A 16493-nucleotide genomic window follows, 5' to 3' on the forward strand; every position below is an offset into this window, starting at 1 on the left:
CCGGGTGGCGCCGGCCAGGCGGCGATGCGCCGGCGCGTCAGCGCATCAGTGCTGCGGCGTCTCGGCGAGGTCGTCGTCGATGTGCGGGTCCGCCGGCTGCCCGCGCAGCTTGCGCACGGTGCGCCGGATCCAGTGCTCGATGTCGTCGATGTAGGTGAACACGGCCGGCACCACCAGCAGGCTCAGCACGGTGGAGGTGATGAGCCCGCCGATCACCGCCATCGCCATCGGCGAGCGGAAGCTGGAGTCGGCCGCGCCGAAGCCGACCGCGATCGGCAGCATGCCCGCGCCCATGGCCAGGGTGGTCATGATGATCGGCCGCGCGCGCTTGTGGCAGGCGTCGCGCAGCGCGTCCCAGCGGCTCATGCCGTGGTCGCGGCGCGCCACGATGGCGTACTCCACCAGCAGGATCGAGTTCTTCGTGGCAATGCCCATCAGCATGATCAAGCCGATCAGCGACGGCATCGACAGCGCCTTCTGCCCGATCAGCAGTCCCACGAACGCACCGCCCAGCGCCAGCGGCAACGCGCACAGGATCGTCACCGGGTGCAGGAAGTCCTTGAACAGCAGCACCAGCACGATGTAGATGCACAGGACGCCGGTGAGCATGGCCAGGCCGAAGCTCGCGAACAGCTCGGTCATGACTTCGGCGTCGCCCACTTCGGCGATGCGCACGCCGGGCGGCAGCTTCTGGATCGAAGGCAGTTTCTCGACCGCGGCTTTCGCGTCGCCCAGGCCCACGCCCGACAGCTCGATCTCGAAGTTCACGTTGCGCGAGCGGTCGTAGCGGTCGATCACGGCCGGGCCGCCTTCCATGGTGAGCGAGGCCACCTGGTTCAGCATCACGGGCCCGCGCGCGCCCGGCACCGACAGGCGCCCGAGCAGGTCGATGTCCTGGCGCGCCGAGTCTTCCAGCTTCACCACTATCGGCACCTGCCGCTGTGCGAGGTTGAGCTTGGCCAGCGACTGGTCGTAGTCGCCCAGCGTGGCCACCCGCAGCGTCTCGGCAATGGCCGAACTGGTGACGCCCAGGTCGGCGGCGCGCGCGAAGTCGGGCCGCACGGCGATCTCGGGGCGGATCAGGCTGGCGGTGGACGTGATGTTGCCCAGGCCGTGGATGGTGCGCAGGTCCTTCTCGACCGCGCTCGCGGCCGAAGCCAGCGCCACCGGGTCTTCGCCCGTGAGCGCCAGGATGTACTTCTCGCCCGAGCCGCCCAGGCCCACCGTGCTGCGCACGCCGGGCAGCGTCTCGAGCGCGGCGCGGATCTGGTTCTCGATCACCTGCTTGCGCGGCCGGTCGCCGCGCGGGTCGAGCTTGATCGTGAGCGTGGCCTTGCGCGTCTCGGGCGTGCCGAAGCTGGCGAACGGGTCGCCGCCCGCGCTGCCGCCCGCGACCGTGGTGTAGACGCTCTTCACGTGGGCGACCTGCATCACGCGGCGGCGCGTTTCTTCGGATGCCGCCGTGGTCTGCGCCAGCGTGGCGCCGGGCGCGAGCGACAGGTACACCTGCGTCTGCGAGTTGTCGTCCGGCGGAATGAAGCCGGTCTTCAGCAGCGGGATCATCGCCAGCGAACCGAAGAAGAAGAGGGTGGCCAGCACCATCGTCTTGAAGCGGTTGTGCGTGCTCCATTCCACCGCGCGCATGTACCAGCGCAGCCAGCCGGGTTCCTTCTCCGCGCCGACGATGGGCTTGAGGATGTACGCCGCCATCATCGGCGTGAGCACCCGCGCGACCACCAGCGAGGCGAACACCGCGAGCGAGGCCGTCCAGCCGAATTGCTTGAAGAACTTGCCGGCCACGCCGCTCATGAAGGCCGTGGGCAGGAACACCGCAATGAGGGTGAAGGTGGTGGCGATCACGGCCAGCCCGATCTCGTCGGCCGCCTCCATGGCCGCCTGGTAGGGCGTCTTGCCCATGCGCAGGTGGCGCACGATGTTCTCGACCTCCACGATGGCGTCGTCCACCAATATGCCCACCACCAGCGACAGCGCCAGCAGCGAGATCACGTTCACCGAGAAGCCCAGCAGGTGCATGCCGATGAAGGCCGGAATCACCGACATCGGCAGCGCCACGGCCGACACGAAGGTGGCGCGCCAGTCGCGCAGGAACAGCCACACCACGATCACCGCCAGGATGGCGCCCTCATACAGCAGGTGCAGCGAGCCGTTGTATTCCTCTTCCACCGGGTCGACGAAGTTGAAGGCCTCGGTCAGCTCGATGTCGGGACGCTGCACGCGCAGGTCGGCGAGCGCCTTCTGCACCGCGTGGCCCACTTCCACTTCGCTGGCGCCGCGGCTGCGCGCCACTTCGAAGCCCACCACCGGCTTGCCGTTGAGCAGCGCGGCCGCGCGCGGCTCGGCAATGGTGTCGCTGATGCGCGCCACCTGGTCCAGGCGCACGCGCCGGCCGTCGGTGAGCGCGATCTGCATGTCGGCGAGCTGGTCGGCCGACTGCACCGTGGCCATGGTGCGCACCGGCTGCTCGCTGCCGCCCAGGTCGAAGCGTCCGCCCGCGCTCTCCGTCTGCACCTGGCGCAGCTGGCGCGAGATGTCGCCGGCCGAGGCGCCCAGCGCCTGCAGCTTGGCCGGGTCGAGGTCGATGTGCACCTGGCGCGTGACGCCGCCCACGCGGTTCACCGCGCCCACGCCGGGCAGCGCGAGCAGCTTCTTGGTGATGTCGTTGTCGACGTACCAGCTCAGCGCCTCGTTGTCCATGTGGGACGAGGCGATGGTGAAGGCCAGCACCGGCTGGCCCGCCAGGTCGAGCTTGGTGACCACCGGGTCGCGCACGTCGGCCGGCAGGTCGGCGCGCACGCGCTGCACCGCGGAGCGCACGTCGTCCACGGCTTCCTGCACGGGCTTCTCGAGGCGGAATTCCACGATGAGGGTGGCCGCGCCGTCCTGCACCTTGGTGGTGATGTGCTTCAGGCCCTGCACGGTGGCGATGGAGTTCTCGAGCTTGCGCGCGACGTCGTTCTCCAGCTGCGAAGGCGAGGCACCGGGCAGCGACGCCGAGACCGTGACGGTCGGCAGGTCGATGTCCGGAAAGTTCTGCACCTTCATCGCGTTGAACGACAGCAGCCCACCGAAGGTGAGCAGCACGAACAGCATCACCGCCGGAATCGGGTTGCGTATGGACCAGGCGGAAACGTTCATGGCGTGTCCTTTGAAATTACTTGGCCGCGGCGGCGGAAGCCGCAGGCTGGGCCGATTGCGCCGCAGGCTGCGCCGAAGTGGGCGCCGCCGCCGGTGCGGGCGCGGACACGGGCGCGTCCACCACGCGCACCAGGTCGCCGTCGTTCAGGAAGCCCGCGCCTTGCACCACCACGCGCGCGCCCTCGGGCAGCGCGCTGGTGATCTCGATGCGGTCGTTCAGCCGGCGCCCGATCTGCACTTTCAGCTGCGCCACCTTGTTGTCGGGCTTGAGCAGGAAGACGTTGTTGAAGCCGTCGCGCGGCACGATGGCGATCTGCGGCACCGTGGGCGCCGAGCTGCGGCCGAGTTCGAAGTCGCCGCGCGCGAACATGCCGGCCTTGATGCCGGTGTTCTGCTGCACGTTGGGCAGGTCGACATACACCAGCGCCGCGCGCGTCTGCGGGTCGACCGTGGGCGCGATGCTGCGCACCTTGCCGCGCACCTGCGCGCCGCTGGCGCTCACCACGAAGGCCGTGGTGCCCACCGCGATGCGGCCCAGCTCGGCCGAGGTCACTTCGGCGCGCCACTCGAGGCGGCCCTGGCGGATCAGGCGGAACAGCTCGGTGCCGGCCGCGACCACGCTGCCCACCGTGGCGGTGCGCGCGGAGATCACGCCGTCGTCGGGTGCCAGCACCTGCGTGTTGCGCCCGCGCACTTCCTGCGCGGCCAGCACGGCCTCGGCCGCCTCGACGCGCGCCTTGGCCGTCTGCTCGGTGGTCTGGTACTGGTTGATCTGCTGCTGGCTCAGCGCGCCGGTGGCCTGCAGCGTGCGGGCGCGCGCGGCGTTGCCGGCGGCGTCGGCCGCGGTGGCGCGGGCTTCGGCCAGCGAGGCGCGCGACTGCGCGATGTCGGCGCGCACCGTCTCGGGCGAGAACACGGCCAGCACCTGGCCCTTCTTGACCACGTCGCCCACGTTCACGCGCACCTCGGCGAGCTTGAGCCCGTTCGATTCGGAGCCGACCACGGCCTCCTGCCAGGCGGCGACGTTGCCGTTGGCCGCGAGGGTCAACGTGAGCTCGGTGGCTTCGGGCCTGGTGACGGTGACGGTCAGCGCGGGCTTGGGCGTGTTCGCGCCGTCCTTGCCGGCCTTGGCCGCGGCAGCGGAGGGTTCGCCCGCCTTGTCCGGGGACTTGCGCGTCAGGAAGAACACCGCCGCAAGGACGACGACCAGCGCGACCAGCGCGATGACGAGGGTGGAACGCTTCATTGATTTCATGGCGACGTCGCGACCTTGGCGGCCGGGGTGGTGGTCATTGGGGACGATTCGGTGATCTCGGGGGAGGCGGTGGCGGAGCGGTTCCAGCCGCCGCCCATCGAGCGGTACAGCGCCACCCAGGCTTCGGCGCGCTCGCGCTGCAGCGAGACGCGCGCGGTCTGCGCGGTGAACAGCGTGCGGCGGGAGTCCTCCAACTCGAACAGGCTGGCCAGGCCGCTGCTGTAGCGGGCCTGCGTGGCGTCGAAGGAGGCCTGGTAGTTCTTCACCGCGCTGTCGGCGTCGGTGGTGCGGGCGTCGGTGGCGTCGAGGTTGACGAGGGCTTCTTCCACCTCGCGCACCGCCTGGCGCACATTGGCGCGGTACAGCGACACGGCCTCGGCGTAGCGGGCCTTGGCCGCGTCGGTGTTGGCCTTGCGCGCGCCGCCGTCGAGCAGCGGCACGGTGAGCGACACCGGTCCCACGGTCCAGGTTTCGAGCGACTGGCGAAAGCCGCTCACGCGCAACTGCGAACGGCCGATGGAGCCCGACACCGTGAGCTTGGGATAGCGCTCGGCCTCGGCCGAGCCCACGTCGGCGCTGGCCGAGGCCACGCCGAGTTCGGCCGCGTACACGTCGGGCCGCTGCGCGATGGCGTCGGCCGGCACGCTGGCGATGCTGCCCACCAGGGGCAGCGCGCGCTGCGCGGGCGCGGCGGCGAGCTTCTGCTCGAGCGTGGCCTCGTCGATGCCGCTGAGCGCCACCAGCGCCTTGCGCTGCACGGCGCACTGGGCGCGCTGCTGCGTGAGGCGGCCCGACGCGTCCGAGGCGCTGGCGCGTGCCAGCGCGGCGTCGGCCGGCGCGGTGAAACCGGCCTTGGCCGACAGGTCGGTCAGGCGCGCGGTTTCCGAGCGCGAGCGCGCGTCCGACTCGGCCACGCGCAACTGCTGCCGGCAGGCGCGCTCGGCAAAGTAGGCATTGGCCGTTTCGGCGGCCACCGCCACGCGCGCGTCGTGCCACTTGGCGTTGGCGCTGCTCTGCTTGGCCTCGGCGGCGTCGCGGTCGGCGCGCAGGCGGCCGAACAGGTCGACCTCCCACTTCGACTGCAGGCCGGCCTGCAGCGTGGTGACGGGTGTGCTGGCCGAGAGTGAGCTGCTGCTGCCCGTGCTGCCTGTTCCGCTGCTGCCGGTGGTGGAGCCACCCGAAGAAAAGCCCGAGGTGCCCCGGCTGGCCGACGCGGTGCCGTCCAGGCTCGGCAGCAGCGCCGCGCCGGCCTGCACGCGCGTGGAGCGCGCCTCGGCCACGCGCGCCGCGGCGCTCGCCACGTTGGGGCTGGCGGCCTCGGCCGCGGCAATCAGCTCGACCAGCAACGGGTCGTCGAGCTGGCGCCACCAGTCGGCCAGCGACGCGAGCGAGCCACCGTGCGGCAGCGGTGCGTTCCATTGGGCGGGCAAGGGTGCTTCCACCTGCGCGGGCGGGCGCATCAGCGTGCAACCCGTCAGGCCCAGTCCCAGGCCCAGCGGCAGGAAGAGGGTGGCGATCAGTTTCGGTCGGAGTCTTCTCATTTCTTCTGCTTTCTCTCGGTGCGGCGGCGCGCCGCCTCGGCCTCGACCAGCGCCAGCGCGTAGCCCGTGAGCCGGTCGGCCCAGGTGTCGATGGCGCGCGGCGTGCGCAGCAGCGACGGGCGCAAGGCCTCGATGAAATCCTGGCTCACGTAGAGCTGCATCGACAGCCCGGTGATCGCGAAGGTCAGGCGGTGGATGTCGTCGTCGGCGCGGTCCACCTCCAGGTGGCGGCACAGCAGCTCGGCAATGGCGCGGTGCGGGCCCTTGATTTCGCGGTCGAGCTCCTCGGCCCAGCGGCTGGTGGGGTCCAGCATCTCGCGCATGTGCAGCTGGATGCATTGCCGCACGATCTCGCCCTGCTTGAGCGGGTCGATCATCGACACCATGCAGATGCGCAGCGTTTCCTCGAGCGACTGGCCCGGCACCTTGCAGGCGGCCACCAGGTCGCTGGCGTCGCCGCCCATCGGCTCGCAGAAGGTGGCGGCGTACAGCCCCTCCTTGTCGCCGAAGTAGTAGCTGATGGCCGAGATGTTCACCTCGGCCTCGCGCGCGATCTCGCGGGTCGAGGTCTTGGCGAAACCTTTTTGTGCAAACAGCCGCAGCGCGGTGTGGAGCAATCGGTGGCGTGCCTCGGCGCCGTCGGCGCGCGGTGCGCGGCGCGGGGCCTGGGGGCCTGGAGTGAGGGAATCGCTCGCGGTCATGCGCGGCATTAGACCACGCTCAAAATCAAACGATTGATTTACTTAAGGCTTCCTGAAGGCTTTTGTCTTCGGCCGCCGGGGCGCTACTTGCTGCGCAGAACAATCTCTTTCATCCGTTGCAGCCGCGGCGCAACAACGGGCACGGTGAGCATGGTGCTGGCCACCGCCATCAGCAGCAGCGCGGTGAAGGCCTCGCTGGTGATGAGCGCCTTGTCCAGCAGCACGTTGGCAAAGATGATCATGATCAGCGCCTTGGTCTGCAGCAGCCACCCGATCAGCAGGCCTTCGCCCGGCTGCCACCGCAGCAGGCGCCCGGCCACCAGCGTGCCGATGAGCTTGCCGCCCACCGACGCCACCAGCAGCACGCCGGCCGCCACGAACACCGCGGCACCGCCCATCTGCCAGTCGGTGCGCAGGCCGGTGCTCAGGAAGAACACCGGCATCGCGACCAGCAGCACGTTGTGGCGCAGCCCGTCCATCTCCTTCTGGTCGAACCAGTGCGAGTCCATCACGGCCCCAGCGATGAACGCGCCCACCATGTAGTGCAGCCCCGACCAGTCGGCCCCCAGCCCGCAGGCCGCGAGCCACACCAGGCCCAGGTACCAGCGGTCGCGCGGCGCAACGCGCAGCATCAGCCAGCGGAAGGCGGCGCTTGCGACAGCGAACACCGCGAGAAAGGCGAGCTGTTTTCCGACACGCTCCCAGTCCATCAGGATCAGTGCGAGCACGCCCCAGATCGCGATGTCGTCCAGGCTCGCATAACGCAGGATGCGCTGGCCGATCGGCTGGCGCAGGATCTGCAGCTTCTCCATGAACAGGATCAGGATCGGCAGCGCCGTCACCGCGCACGCCATGCCGATGCCCAGCACGAACTGCCAGGTCTGCGCCTTCGCGCCCATCCAGCCGGGGAACATCAGCATGCCCAGCGCCGCCGCGCTGCCGAACAGCAGCGGCACGCCGAGCGCGAGGCCGGCGGTGATGCCGCTTTCGCGACGGTGCGCCCAGGCCTTGCGCAGGTCGAGCTCGATGCCGGCGATCCACACGAACAGCATCACCGCCCACTGCGCGATGCCGTTGAGCGACTGGACCACCGGCGCATTGAAGACGAACTTGTAGTACGCCGGGAATACCGCGCCCAGCACGCCCGGCCCGAGCACGATGCCGGTGACGATCTGCACCACCACCAGCGGCGCGAAATACTCGGTGCGCCCGAGCCGCCACACCAGGTAGGGCGCGGTGAAGATGATCAGCATGGCGATCAGGAAGATCTCGGACGTGCTCATGAGGGCAGGCCGTGCGGGCCGAGAGGGTGGGGGTGCCGCAGTTTGTCATGCACGGGCCGCGATGCGGAGCCATGCCATGGAAGGAAGCCGCGCTACGATTCCGCCATGCCCGTCGCCCCCACCGCACCGCCCGCCTTGCCCCTCGATGCCGACGGCATCCTCGCGCTGGCCGCGCGCTCCATGTTCCATCTGTTCTCCAGCGTCAGCCAGGGCATGTTCCTGGTCGACCGGGGCGGGCGCATCGTGTGGGTGAACGAGGGCTACCGCCGCTTCCTGCCGGCGCTGGGCTTCTCGTCCATCGACCAGTTCATGGGGCACATGGTCGAAGACGTGATCCCCAACACCCAGATGCGCCGCGTGCTGGAAACCGGCGAGCCGATTTTGGTCGACCTGCTCACCAACAAGGCGGGCACCTTCGTGGTCAGCCGGATCCCTCTGCGCGAGGAGCGGGAGGGCAGCGCGGGCGAGGTGATCGGCGCCATCGGCATCGTGCTGTTCGACCAGCCCGAGACCACGCTGCAGCCGCTCATCAGCAAGTTCGCGCTGCTGCAGCGCGACCTCGACGACGCGCGCCGCGAACTCGCGAGCCAGCGCAACAACCCGCTCTACCAGCACGCGCCCGACGGGCAGCGCCGCTCCAAGTACACCTTCGCGAGCTTCATCGGCAGCAGCCCCGCCGCGGTGGAGGTGAAGCGCCACGCGCGCCGCGCGGCGCAGTCGGCGAGCCCGGTGCTGCTGCTGGGCGAGACCGGCACCGGCAAGGAGCTGCTGGCGCATGCGATCCACGCGTCGTCGGCGCGGGCCAAGGGGCAGTTCGTCAGCGTCAACATCGCGGCCGTGCCCGACACCCTGCTCGAAGCCGAGTTCTTCGGCTTCGCACCCGGCGCCTTCACGGGCGCCGACCGCAAGGGCCGAGAAGGCAAGTTCAAGCTGGCCGACGGCGGCAGCCTCTTTCTCGACGAGATCGGCGACATGCCGCTGGGCCTGCAGGCCAAGCTGCTGCGCGCGCTGCAGGAGGGCGAGATCGAGCCGCTGGGCTCCAACAAGCTCGTGCCCTTCGACGCGCGCGTGATCGCCGCCACCTCGCGCGACCTGCCCGAGCTGGTGCGCCGCGGCCAGTTCCGCGAAGACCTGTACTACCGCCTCAACGTGCTGCCGCTGCGCGTGCCGCCGCTGCGCGAGCGGCGTGCCGACATTCCCGCGCTGGTCGAAGCGCTGGGCGAGGACATGGCCCTGCGCAGCGGCGAGGCGCCGCCCGAACTCACGCCCGACGCGCTCGCGCTGCTCGCCGGCCAGCACTGGCGCGGCAACATCCGCGAACTGCGCAACGTGCTCGAGCAGGTGACCATGCGCAGCGACTCGCAACGCATCGACGCCGTGCAGCTCGAACGCATCCTGCGCGAAGCGGGGCTGGAGCAGATCGAGCTGCCGGCCATGCTGCAAAACGCACACGACGCCGACGAAGAAGCCGCGCTGCTGCGGCCGCTGGCGCAGCAGGTGGCCGAGCTGGAACGCAAGGCGATCGCGGCGGCGCTGGCGTCGACCGGCGGGAACAAGCTGGCGACGGCGCGGCTGCTCGGTATTTCGCGGGCGACCTTGTATGAGCGGATGACGAGCCAGGAACCGTGAGCCTGTTCGCAGGCCGACGAACGAGACCCGATTTCAAATAATCAGCGAGGACATTTCAATGAAGGGTTTGTTGACAAGACTGAGAGGGCTGGGCGCATCGGCCAAGCCCGCGCAGCCGCCGGGCGAGCGTGTTGACGATCAAGGCGGCGAAGGCGTGCTGATCAATGCCTATTGCACGCGTGCCGATGTGCCGGCACTGGACTTTGCGCACACCCTCCTTGCGCGCCGCGACCTGTCGGATGCGGAGCTCGCAACGCACCTCTCGGGATTCGTGGGCTACGTGCTGAGCCGGGGCAACGGCGAAATGTCGCGCAACCGCTACCACGTGATGCGGCACATCCAGCGGGTGCGGCAACACCTGAGCCTGTCGATCGACGAGTCGCAACTCGACGCCTTCTCGGCATGGGCCGAGCGCGCGAACGCCATCGTGTTCCTGCCCGACGGCGGCATTCGCGACCCCCACGGACGGGTCCTGCTGTCCGCCGCAGGAGAGGAGCCCGACAGGGAGGCTGCGCTTCCTTATCCGCCCGAGGCCTGGCAGCGAAAGGCGCGGACCGAGGCGCTGCTGGCAGCGCGCGGCATGCCGGTCCCGCAACACCTGCCGCCCCTGATCTCGGAGCCTGAATTGCGGCTGCGCGCGCCGGAGGACCTGACGGGCAGGGCCTTTGCGCTGCTGGCTGTGTCGGCCCGGGCCGAGTCGGTCGCCAACAACGAGCCGCTCGCGGTGGGCGAATTGCTGGAACGTCTGCCGTCCGCACAGGCAAGCCTCACGCCGAAGGAGCAGGCTTTTCTTTCCGACGGCGCGCCGGCGGAGTCGACGGTCGTGCAGTTCGGCTGGCGTTTCGAGTGCCTGTTCGTGCTCGAGTGGGCCATGGGCCTGGTCGACGCGCTGCCCTTTCCCGAGGCGATCTGCGACGTGCCGCTCGCGACGCGCACCATGCTGGAAGCGCGCGATGTGACCGGGGCGATGCGTGCCGCGCAGATACGAGCAGAGGTGCGAACGGAGAGCGAGATCCTGGACGCACTCGACCTGCACTACCGTCTGCACTGGCTGATACGCCAGGCGCGCATGAAGGAAGCTGCGCTGCCGCAAGGGCTCGACGCCGGGGTGGTTGCGGAACGGCACCATGCGCTGAACTGGCTGGTCCGGTTCGAGGACCACGAATGGGACGACGTCGACACGCCCACGTGACAATCCCGCCTGTGCCTGCATTTGCCATCACGCCATTCATGAAGACTTCGATTCGCTCCTTCGTCCTCGTTGCGCTCTGCGCCACCGTCGGGTTTTCCAGCCTCGCCAGCGCCGCCCCCCAATGCTCCGGCGAAGCCGTCTCCCGCGCCAAGAAGCTGCTGACCTTCCACTTCGGCGAGGACGACCGCATCCGCGTCAGCCCCGACGTGAAGGAGCTGCCGCCCATTCGCAACCCCGCCAACAAGAAGCAGCAGTTCAAGGTGCTGGAGGTCTGGGGCAGCGTCTACAAGGGCGACTACCGCATGCGGCTCATCTACTACGTGTCGGGCAACGACTGCACGCTGATGGGCCAGGAAATCCTCGAGTACGCCAACCTGTGAGCGTCAAGGCCCTGCGCTCCACCTTCGGCCCCAACTGCCATTGGTGCGGCCTGCCGATGGACTTTGCCGAGCCCTGTGGCCGGCCCGAGTCCGCCACCATCGAGCATCTGGTCGATTCCACGTTCGGCGGCGTGCGCTCGGCCAAGCACCGGCGACTGGCGCACGCCGCCTGCAACCACGCGCGCAACGAGTTCCGCCTGCAGGCCGAACGGCAGTTCAGGCAGTGGATCGCCGAACGCCAAGCCTCCGCGAAAACCCTGACTGATAACCAGACAACTGACTGAAATTCAGACACTGCAAGTGTTCTGAATTCAGCCGATTGGCGCTTCTTCCAAATGAAGAAGCGTTTGTTATCAATAGGTTACCGAGTGGCACGAAGTGTGCAATATTCAGTCACCTTTATCAGGAGACAAAGAATGAACCGTCGCCACCTCGTCGCCCTGGCCGCGCTCGCCACCTGCGCAGCCGCCGCTCCCGCCTGGGCCCAGTCCAACGAAATCCGCATCGCCCACATCTACAGCAAGACCGGCGCGCTGGAGGCCTACGGCAAGCAGACCCAGACCGGTTTCATGATGGGCCTGGACTACGCCACCGGCGGCACGATGGCGATCAACGGCAAGAAGCTCGTGGTCATCGAGAAAGACGACCAGGGCAAGCCCGACCTGGGCAAGTCGCTGCTGGCTGCTGCCTACTCCGACGACAAGGCCGCGCTGGCCGTCGGCCCGACCGCCTCGGGCGTGGCGCTGGCCATGCTGCCGGTGGCCGAGGAATACAAGAAGATCCTGCTGGTCGAGCCCGCCGTGGCCGACTCGATCACCGGCGACAAGTGGAACAAGTACATCTTCCGCACCGGCCGCAACTCGAGCCAGGACGCGATCTCCAACGCGGTGGCGGTCGACAAGGCCGGCGTCACGGTGGCCACGCTGGCTCAGGACAACGCCTTCGGCCGCGACGGCGTGAAGGCCTTCGGCACCGCGCTCAAGAAGGCCAAGCTGGTGCACGAGGAATACCTGCCGCCCGCCACCACCGACTTCACCGCCGGCGCGCAGCGCCTGATCGACAAGCTGAAGGACCAGCCGGGCCGCAAGATCATCTGGATCGTGTGGGCCGGCGCGGGCAACCCGTTCAAGATCGTCGACCTCGACCTGAAGCGCTACGGCATCGAGATCGCCACCGGCGGCAACATCCTGCCGGCCATGGCCGCCTACAAGGCGCTGCCGGGCATGGAAGGCGCGGCCTACTACTACTTCGGCATCCCGAAGAACCCGGTGAACGACGCGATGGTGTCGGCGCACTACAAGCAGTTCAAGACGCCGCCGGACTTCTTCACGGCCGGCGGTTTCTCGGCCGCGATGGCGGTGGTGACGGCGCTGAAGAAGACCAACGGCGACACCAGCACCAACAAGCTCATCAGCACCATGGAAGGCATGAGCTTCGACACGCCCAAGGGCAAGATGACCTTCCGCAAGGAAGACCACCAGGCGATGCAGTCGATGTACCACTTCAAGATCAAGGTCGACCCGGCGTTCGCCTGGGGCGTGCCGGAGCTGGTGCACGAGATCAAGCCCGAAGAGATGGACATCCCCATCAAGAACAAGCGCTGATCACGGCGCCGATCGTCACCTGAACCTCGCGGCGCACGGAAGGCGCCGCTCCCTTTTCGCCCCGGATGGCCGCCGGGCGAAGCGCCCGCGTTCGCGCGCGGCGCGTTTCCACGGCCGATTCGTCAGTCTGCAAGCAAGCGTTCGATACCCAAAACACAAGGAGACAGCGATGCCAGCGATGAGATTGAACTGGAAGGGAATTGCCGCGGCCGCGGCCGCGGCAATGGCGGTGGCGGCGCATGCCGCGACGGCGGCGGTGCCGCTGCCGGCGCTCGGCGCCAACCCGGCGGAGGTGAGCGTGTCGGGCCTGTCGGCCGGCGGTTTCATGTCGGTGCAACTGCACGTGGCCTATTCGGCCACCTTCAAGCGCGGCGCCGGCGTGGTGGCGGGCGGGCCGTTCTACTGCGCCGAAGGCTCGGTGCTCAACGCCACGGGGCGCTGCATGACGCACAGCACCAGCATCCCGGTGGCCTCGCTCGTGAGCACCACCAACAGCTGGGCCGCCAGCGGCGCGATCGACCCGGTCTCCAACCTGAGCGGCTCCAAGGTGTACCTGTTCTCGGGCACGTCCGACAACACCGTCAAGCAGGCCGTCATGGACGACCTGAAGACCTATTACCAGAGCTTCGTGCCGGCCGCGAACACGGTCTACAAGAACACCATCGGCGCGGGCCATGCGATGGTCACCGACGACTACGGCGGCGCCTGCAGCACCACCGCCGCGCCGTACATCAACAACTGCGGCTTCGACCTGGCGGGCGAGATCCTCACGCAGCTCTACGGGCCGCTGAACCCGCGCAACAACGGCACGCTGGGCGGCACCTTCACCGAGTTCAACCAGTCGGAGTTCATCTCCGGCCACGGCATGGCCGCCACGGGCTGGATCTACGTGCCGCAGGCCTGCACCACCACCTCGTGCCGCGTGCACCTGGTGCTGCACGGCTGCAAGCAGAACTACACCGACGTGAGCGACCAGTACGTGCGCAAGACGGGCTACAACCGCTGGGCCGACACCAACAACATCGTGCTGATCTACCCGCAGACCAGCACCGCGGCCACCAATAGCTGCTGGGACTGGTGGGGCTACGACAACGCCAACTACTCGAAGAAGTCGGGCCCGCAGATGGCCGCCATGAAGGCCATGATCGACCGCGTCACCGGCTCGGCCGGCGGCAGCGGGCTGCCCGCGCCCACCGGCGTGGGCACCTCGGGTGCCACCGCCAGCAGCATGGTGATCGGTTGGGCCGGCGTGAGCGGCGCCAGCGGCTACAACGTGTACCGCGGCGGCAGCAAGGTGAATGCCTCGCCCGTGGCCGCCACCAGCTACACCGACACCGGCCTGGCCGCATCGACCACCTACAGCTGGACCGTGGCCGCGCTGAACGCGAGCAACGTGGAAGGCGCGATGTCGGGCGCGGCCACCGGTGCCACCACCGCGGGCAGCGGCGGCGGAGGCACCTGCTACACCGCGAGCAACTACACGCACACGATGGCCGGACGCGCGTATGCGCTCTACGGCCTGACCTATGCCTACGGCTCGGGCCAGTCCATGGGCCTGTGGAACATCTACGTGACGACCACGCTGAAGCAGACCGGCCCCAACTACTACGTGATCGGCAGCTGTTGAGGCCGAGCGCTTTTCTTTACGACTTCTGATTTGCAATGACCAACGATGCTTGAGACCCGAGACCTGACCATCCGCTTCGGCGGGCACGTGGCCGTCAACAACGTGAGCTGCGCGTTTGCGCCGGGCACGCTGACGGCCATCGTCGGCCCCAACGGGGCGGGCAAGACCACCTACTTCAACCTGATCTCGGGGCAGCTCAAGGCGAGCGCCGGCACGGTGTCGCTCGACGGGCAATCGCTCGCGGGCCTGTCGCCGTCCGCGCGCACGCACGCCGGGCTGGGGCGGGCCTTCCAGCTCACCAACCTGTTCCCGAACCTCACGGTGCTGGAGAACGTGCGCCTGGCGGTGCAGGCCACGCGCGAGGGTGCGCACCGGCGCGGGCTCAACCTGTGGAGCATCTGGAGCGACCACAAGGCGCTGACCGAGCGCGCCGACCAGATCCTGGCCGAGGTGGCACTCAAGTCGCGCGAGCACGCCACCGTGGCCAGCCTGCCGCACGGCGACCAGCGGAAGCTGGAAGTGGCGCTGCTGATGGCGCTGGAGCCCAAGGTGTTCATGTTCGACGAACCCACGGCCGGCATGAACGCGGCCGAGGCGCCGGTCATCCTCGACCTGATCCGCAAGCTCAAGCAGGACAAGACCAAGACCATCCTGCTGGTGGAACACAAGATGGACGTGGTGCGCGAACTGGCGGACCGGATCATCGTGCTGCACAACGGCACGCTGGTGGCCGACGGCGAGCCGGCCGAGGTGATTGCATCTCCGGTGGTGCAGGAGGCCTACCTGGGCATTGCGAAGGAGGCCACTGCATGAGCGGCCTGACGTATTTCTCCATTCCCCGCTGGGGGAGGGCAGGGGTGGGGGCTCGCGGCCTTCACGCCGCAGCAGCCTTGCAAGCGCCGCTTGCCCCCATCCCAGCCTTCCCCCGGAAGGGGAAGGAGCAAGACAGATGAACCGCAACGATCACTTGATGGCCCCGATGCATTTCTCCCTCCCCTCCCGGGGGAGGGCAGGGGTGGGGGCTCGCGGCCTTCACGCCGCAGCAGCCTTGCAAGCGCCGCTTGCCCCCATCCCAGCCTTCCCCCGGAAGGGGAAGGAGCAAGACAGATGAACCGCAACGATCACTTGATGGTCCCGATGCATTTCTCCCTCCCCTCCCGGGGGAGGGCAGGGGTGGGGGCTCGCGGCCTTCACGTCGCAGCAGCCTTGCAAGCGCCGCTTGCCCCCATCCCAGCCTTCCCCCGGAAGGGGAAGGAGCAACACCTATGAGCACGAACAACCTCCTGAGCCTCGAAGGCGTGCACACGCACATCGGGGCGTACCACATCCTGCACGGCGTGGACCTTGCCATTCCGAAGGGCCAGCTCACCATGCTGCTGGGCCGCAACGGCGCGGGCAAGACGACCACGCTGCGAACCATCATGGGCCTGTGGCATGCGTCGCAGGGCAGGGTGCGCTTCGGCGAGCAGGACATCACCGCGCAGCACACGCCGCAGATCGCCGGCCTGGGCATCGCCTACGTGCCCGAGAACATGGGCATCTTCTCCGACCTCACGGTGAAGGAGAACATGCTGCTGGCCGCGCGCGGCGCGAAGAACGCGCAGCAGATCGACGAGACGCGCCTGAAGTGGATCTTCAAGCTCTTCCCCGCGGTCGAGAAGTTCTGGAACCACCCGGCGGGCAAGCTCTCGGGCGGGCAGAAGCAGATGCTGGCCGTGTCGCGCGCCATCGTGGAGCCGCGCGAGCTGCTCATCATCGACGAGCCCAGCAAGGGCCTGGCGCCCGTGATGATCAACAACATGATCGATGCGTTCGCCGAGCTCAAGCGCAGCGGCGTGACCATCCTGCTGGTGGAGCAGAACATCAACTTCGCCCAACGCCTGGGCGACACCGTCGCGGTGATGGACAACGGCCGCGTGGTGCACGCGGGCTCGATGGCGGAGTTTTCCGCCGATGCGCAATTGCAGCAATCGCTGCTTGGACTGGCTCTATGAAGTATTCGACGTATGACTCCCTCCCCCTCCGGGGGAGGGGCGGGGTGGGGGCTCGCGGCCCTCGATGCAGCGCGGCCCTGCAAGCGCCGCCAGCCCCCATCCCAGCCTTCCCCCAAAAGGGGAAGGCGCAA

Annotated in this window: 13 protein-coding genes; 8 read left to right on the forward strand and 5 right to left on the reverse strand. The window is 68.6% G+C overall.

Translation table 11 applies throughout. The annotated features are described in order from the left end of the window. Positions 1-45 precede the first annotated feature (45 nt). From BM004_RS20080 to BM004_RS20100, 5 genes are all read right to left on the reverse strand, one after another. Positions 46-3156, reverse strand: a complete 3111-nt coding sequence (locus BM004_RS20080) for an efflux RND transporter permease subunit (RefSeq protein ID WP_093129777.1) — start codon at positions 3154-3156, stop codon at positions 46-48. A 16-nt stretch (positions 3157-3172) separates the two neighbouring features. Continuing rightward, positions 3173-4411, reverse strand: coding sequence for an efflux RND transporter periplasmic adaptor subunit (locus BM004_RS20085; RefSeq protein WP_093216097.1), 1239 nt, complete (start codon positions 4409-4411; stop codon positions 3173-3175). Further along, positions 4408-5952 carry an efflux transporter outer membrane subunit gene (locus tag BM004_RS20090; protein ID WP_093216100.1) on the reverse strand — a complete coding sequence of 515 codons (1545 nt, stop codon included), beginning with the start codon at positions 5950-5952 and terminating at the stop codon, positions 4408-4410. Before BM004_RS20090 ends, BM004_RS20085 begins: the two co-directional genes overlap by 4 nt. Next, positions 5949-6653 carry a TetR/AcrR family transcriptional regulator gene (locus tag BM004_RS20095; protein ID WP_093216360.1) on the reverse strand — a complete coding sequence of 235 codons (705 nt, stop codon included), beginning with the start codon at positions 6651-6653 and terminating at the stop codon, positions 5949-5951. The genes BM004_RS20090 and BM004_RS20095 overlap by 4 nt, the downstream gene beginning before the upstream one ends. Positions 6654-6736: 83 nt before the next feature. After that, complete coding sequence (locus BM004_RS20100; RefSeq protein WP_093216102.1) at positions 6737-7936, reverse strand: cation:proton antiporter; 1200 nt, start codon at positions 7934-7936, stop codon at positions 6737-6739. Between the two features lie 105 nt (positions 7937-8041). Here BM004_RS20100 and BM004_RS20105 point away from each other — a divergent pair, with 105 nt between their 5' ends. From BM004_RS20105 to BM004_RS20140, 8 genes are all read left to right on the forward strand, one after another. Further along, positions 8042-9565, forward strand: a complete 1524-nt coding sequence (locus BM004_RS20105) for a sigma-54 interaction domain-containing protein (RefSeq protein ID WP_093216105.1) — start codon at positions 8042-8044, stop codon at positions 9563-9565. Positions 9566-9623: 58 nt separating this feature from the next. Beyond that, positions 9624-10757 (forward strand): DUF4272 domain-containing protein, encoded by a 1134-nt coding sequence (locus BM004_RS20110; RefSeq protein ID WP_093216107.1) that lies wholly within the window; start codon positions 9624-9626, stop codon positions 10755-10757. 38 nt (positions 10758-10795) lie between these two features. Beyond that, on the forward strand, positions 10796-11137 hold the full coding sequence (locus tag BM004_RS20115) for a hypothetical protein (protein WP_093216110.1): 342 nt from the start codon (positions 10796-10798) through the stop codon (positions 11135-11137). Continuing rightward, positions 11134-11421, forward strand: a complete 288-nt coding sequence (locus BM004_RS20120) for a hypothetical protein (RefSeq protein ID WP_093216113.1) — start codon at positions 11134-11136, stop codon at positions 11419-11421. The genes BM004_RS20115 and BM004_RS20120 overlap by 4 nt, the downstream gene beginning before the upstream one ends. 132 nt (positions 11422-11553) lie before the next feature. Continuing rightward, the gene (locus tag BM004_RS20125) at positions 11554-12741 is read left to right on the forward strand and encodes a substrate-binding domain-containing protein (protein WP_093129785.1); all 1188 of its coding nucleotides are present in this window, start codon (positions 11554-11556) and stop codon (positions 12739-12741) included. A gap of 169 nt (positions 12742-12910) precedes the next feature. Beyond that, the gene (locus BM004_RS20130) at positions 12911-14368 is read left to right on the forward strand and encodes an extracellular catalytic domain type 2 short-chain-length polyhydroxyalkanoate depolymerase (RefSeq protein WP_093216115.1); all 1458 of its coding nucleotides are present in this window, start codon (positions 12911-12913) and stop codon (positions 14366-14368) included. A 45-nt stretch (positions 14369-14413) separates the two neighbouring features. Beyond that, positions 14414-15181 (forward strand): ABC transporter ATP-binding protein, encoded by a 768-nt coding sequence (locus tag BM004_RS20135; RefSeq protein WP_093216118.1) that lies wholly within the window; start codon positions 14414-14416, stop codon positions 15179-15181. 452 nt (positions 15182-15633) lie between these two features. Next, entirely contained in the window at positions 15634-16362 is a 729-nt protein-coding gene (locus BM004_RS20140) for an ABC transporter ATP-binding protein (RefSeq protein WP_093216120.1), read from the forward strand. The last annotated feature ends 131 nt before the right edge of the window (positions 16363-16493 follow it).

It is taken from the genome of Variovorax sp. OK212 (genome assembly GCF_900112425.1).
In the GTDB taxonomy this organism is placed as follows: Bacteria; Pseudomonadota; Gammaproteobacteria; order Burkholderiales; family Burkholderiaceae_C; genus Variovorax.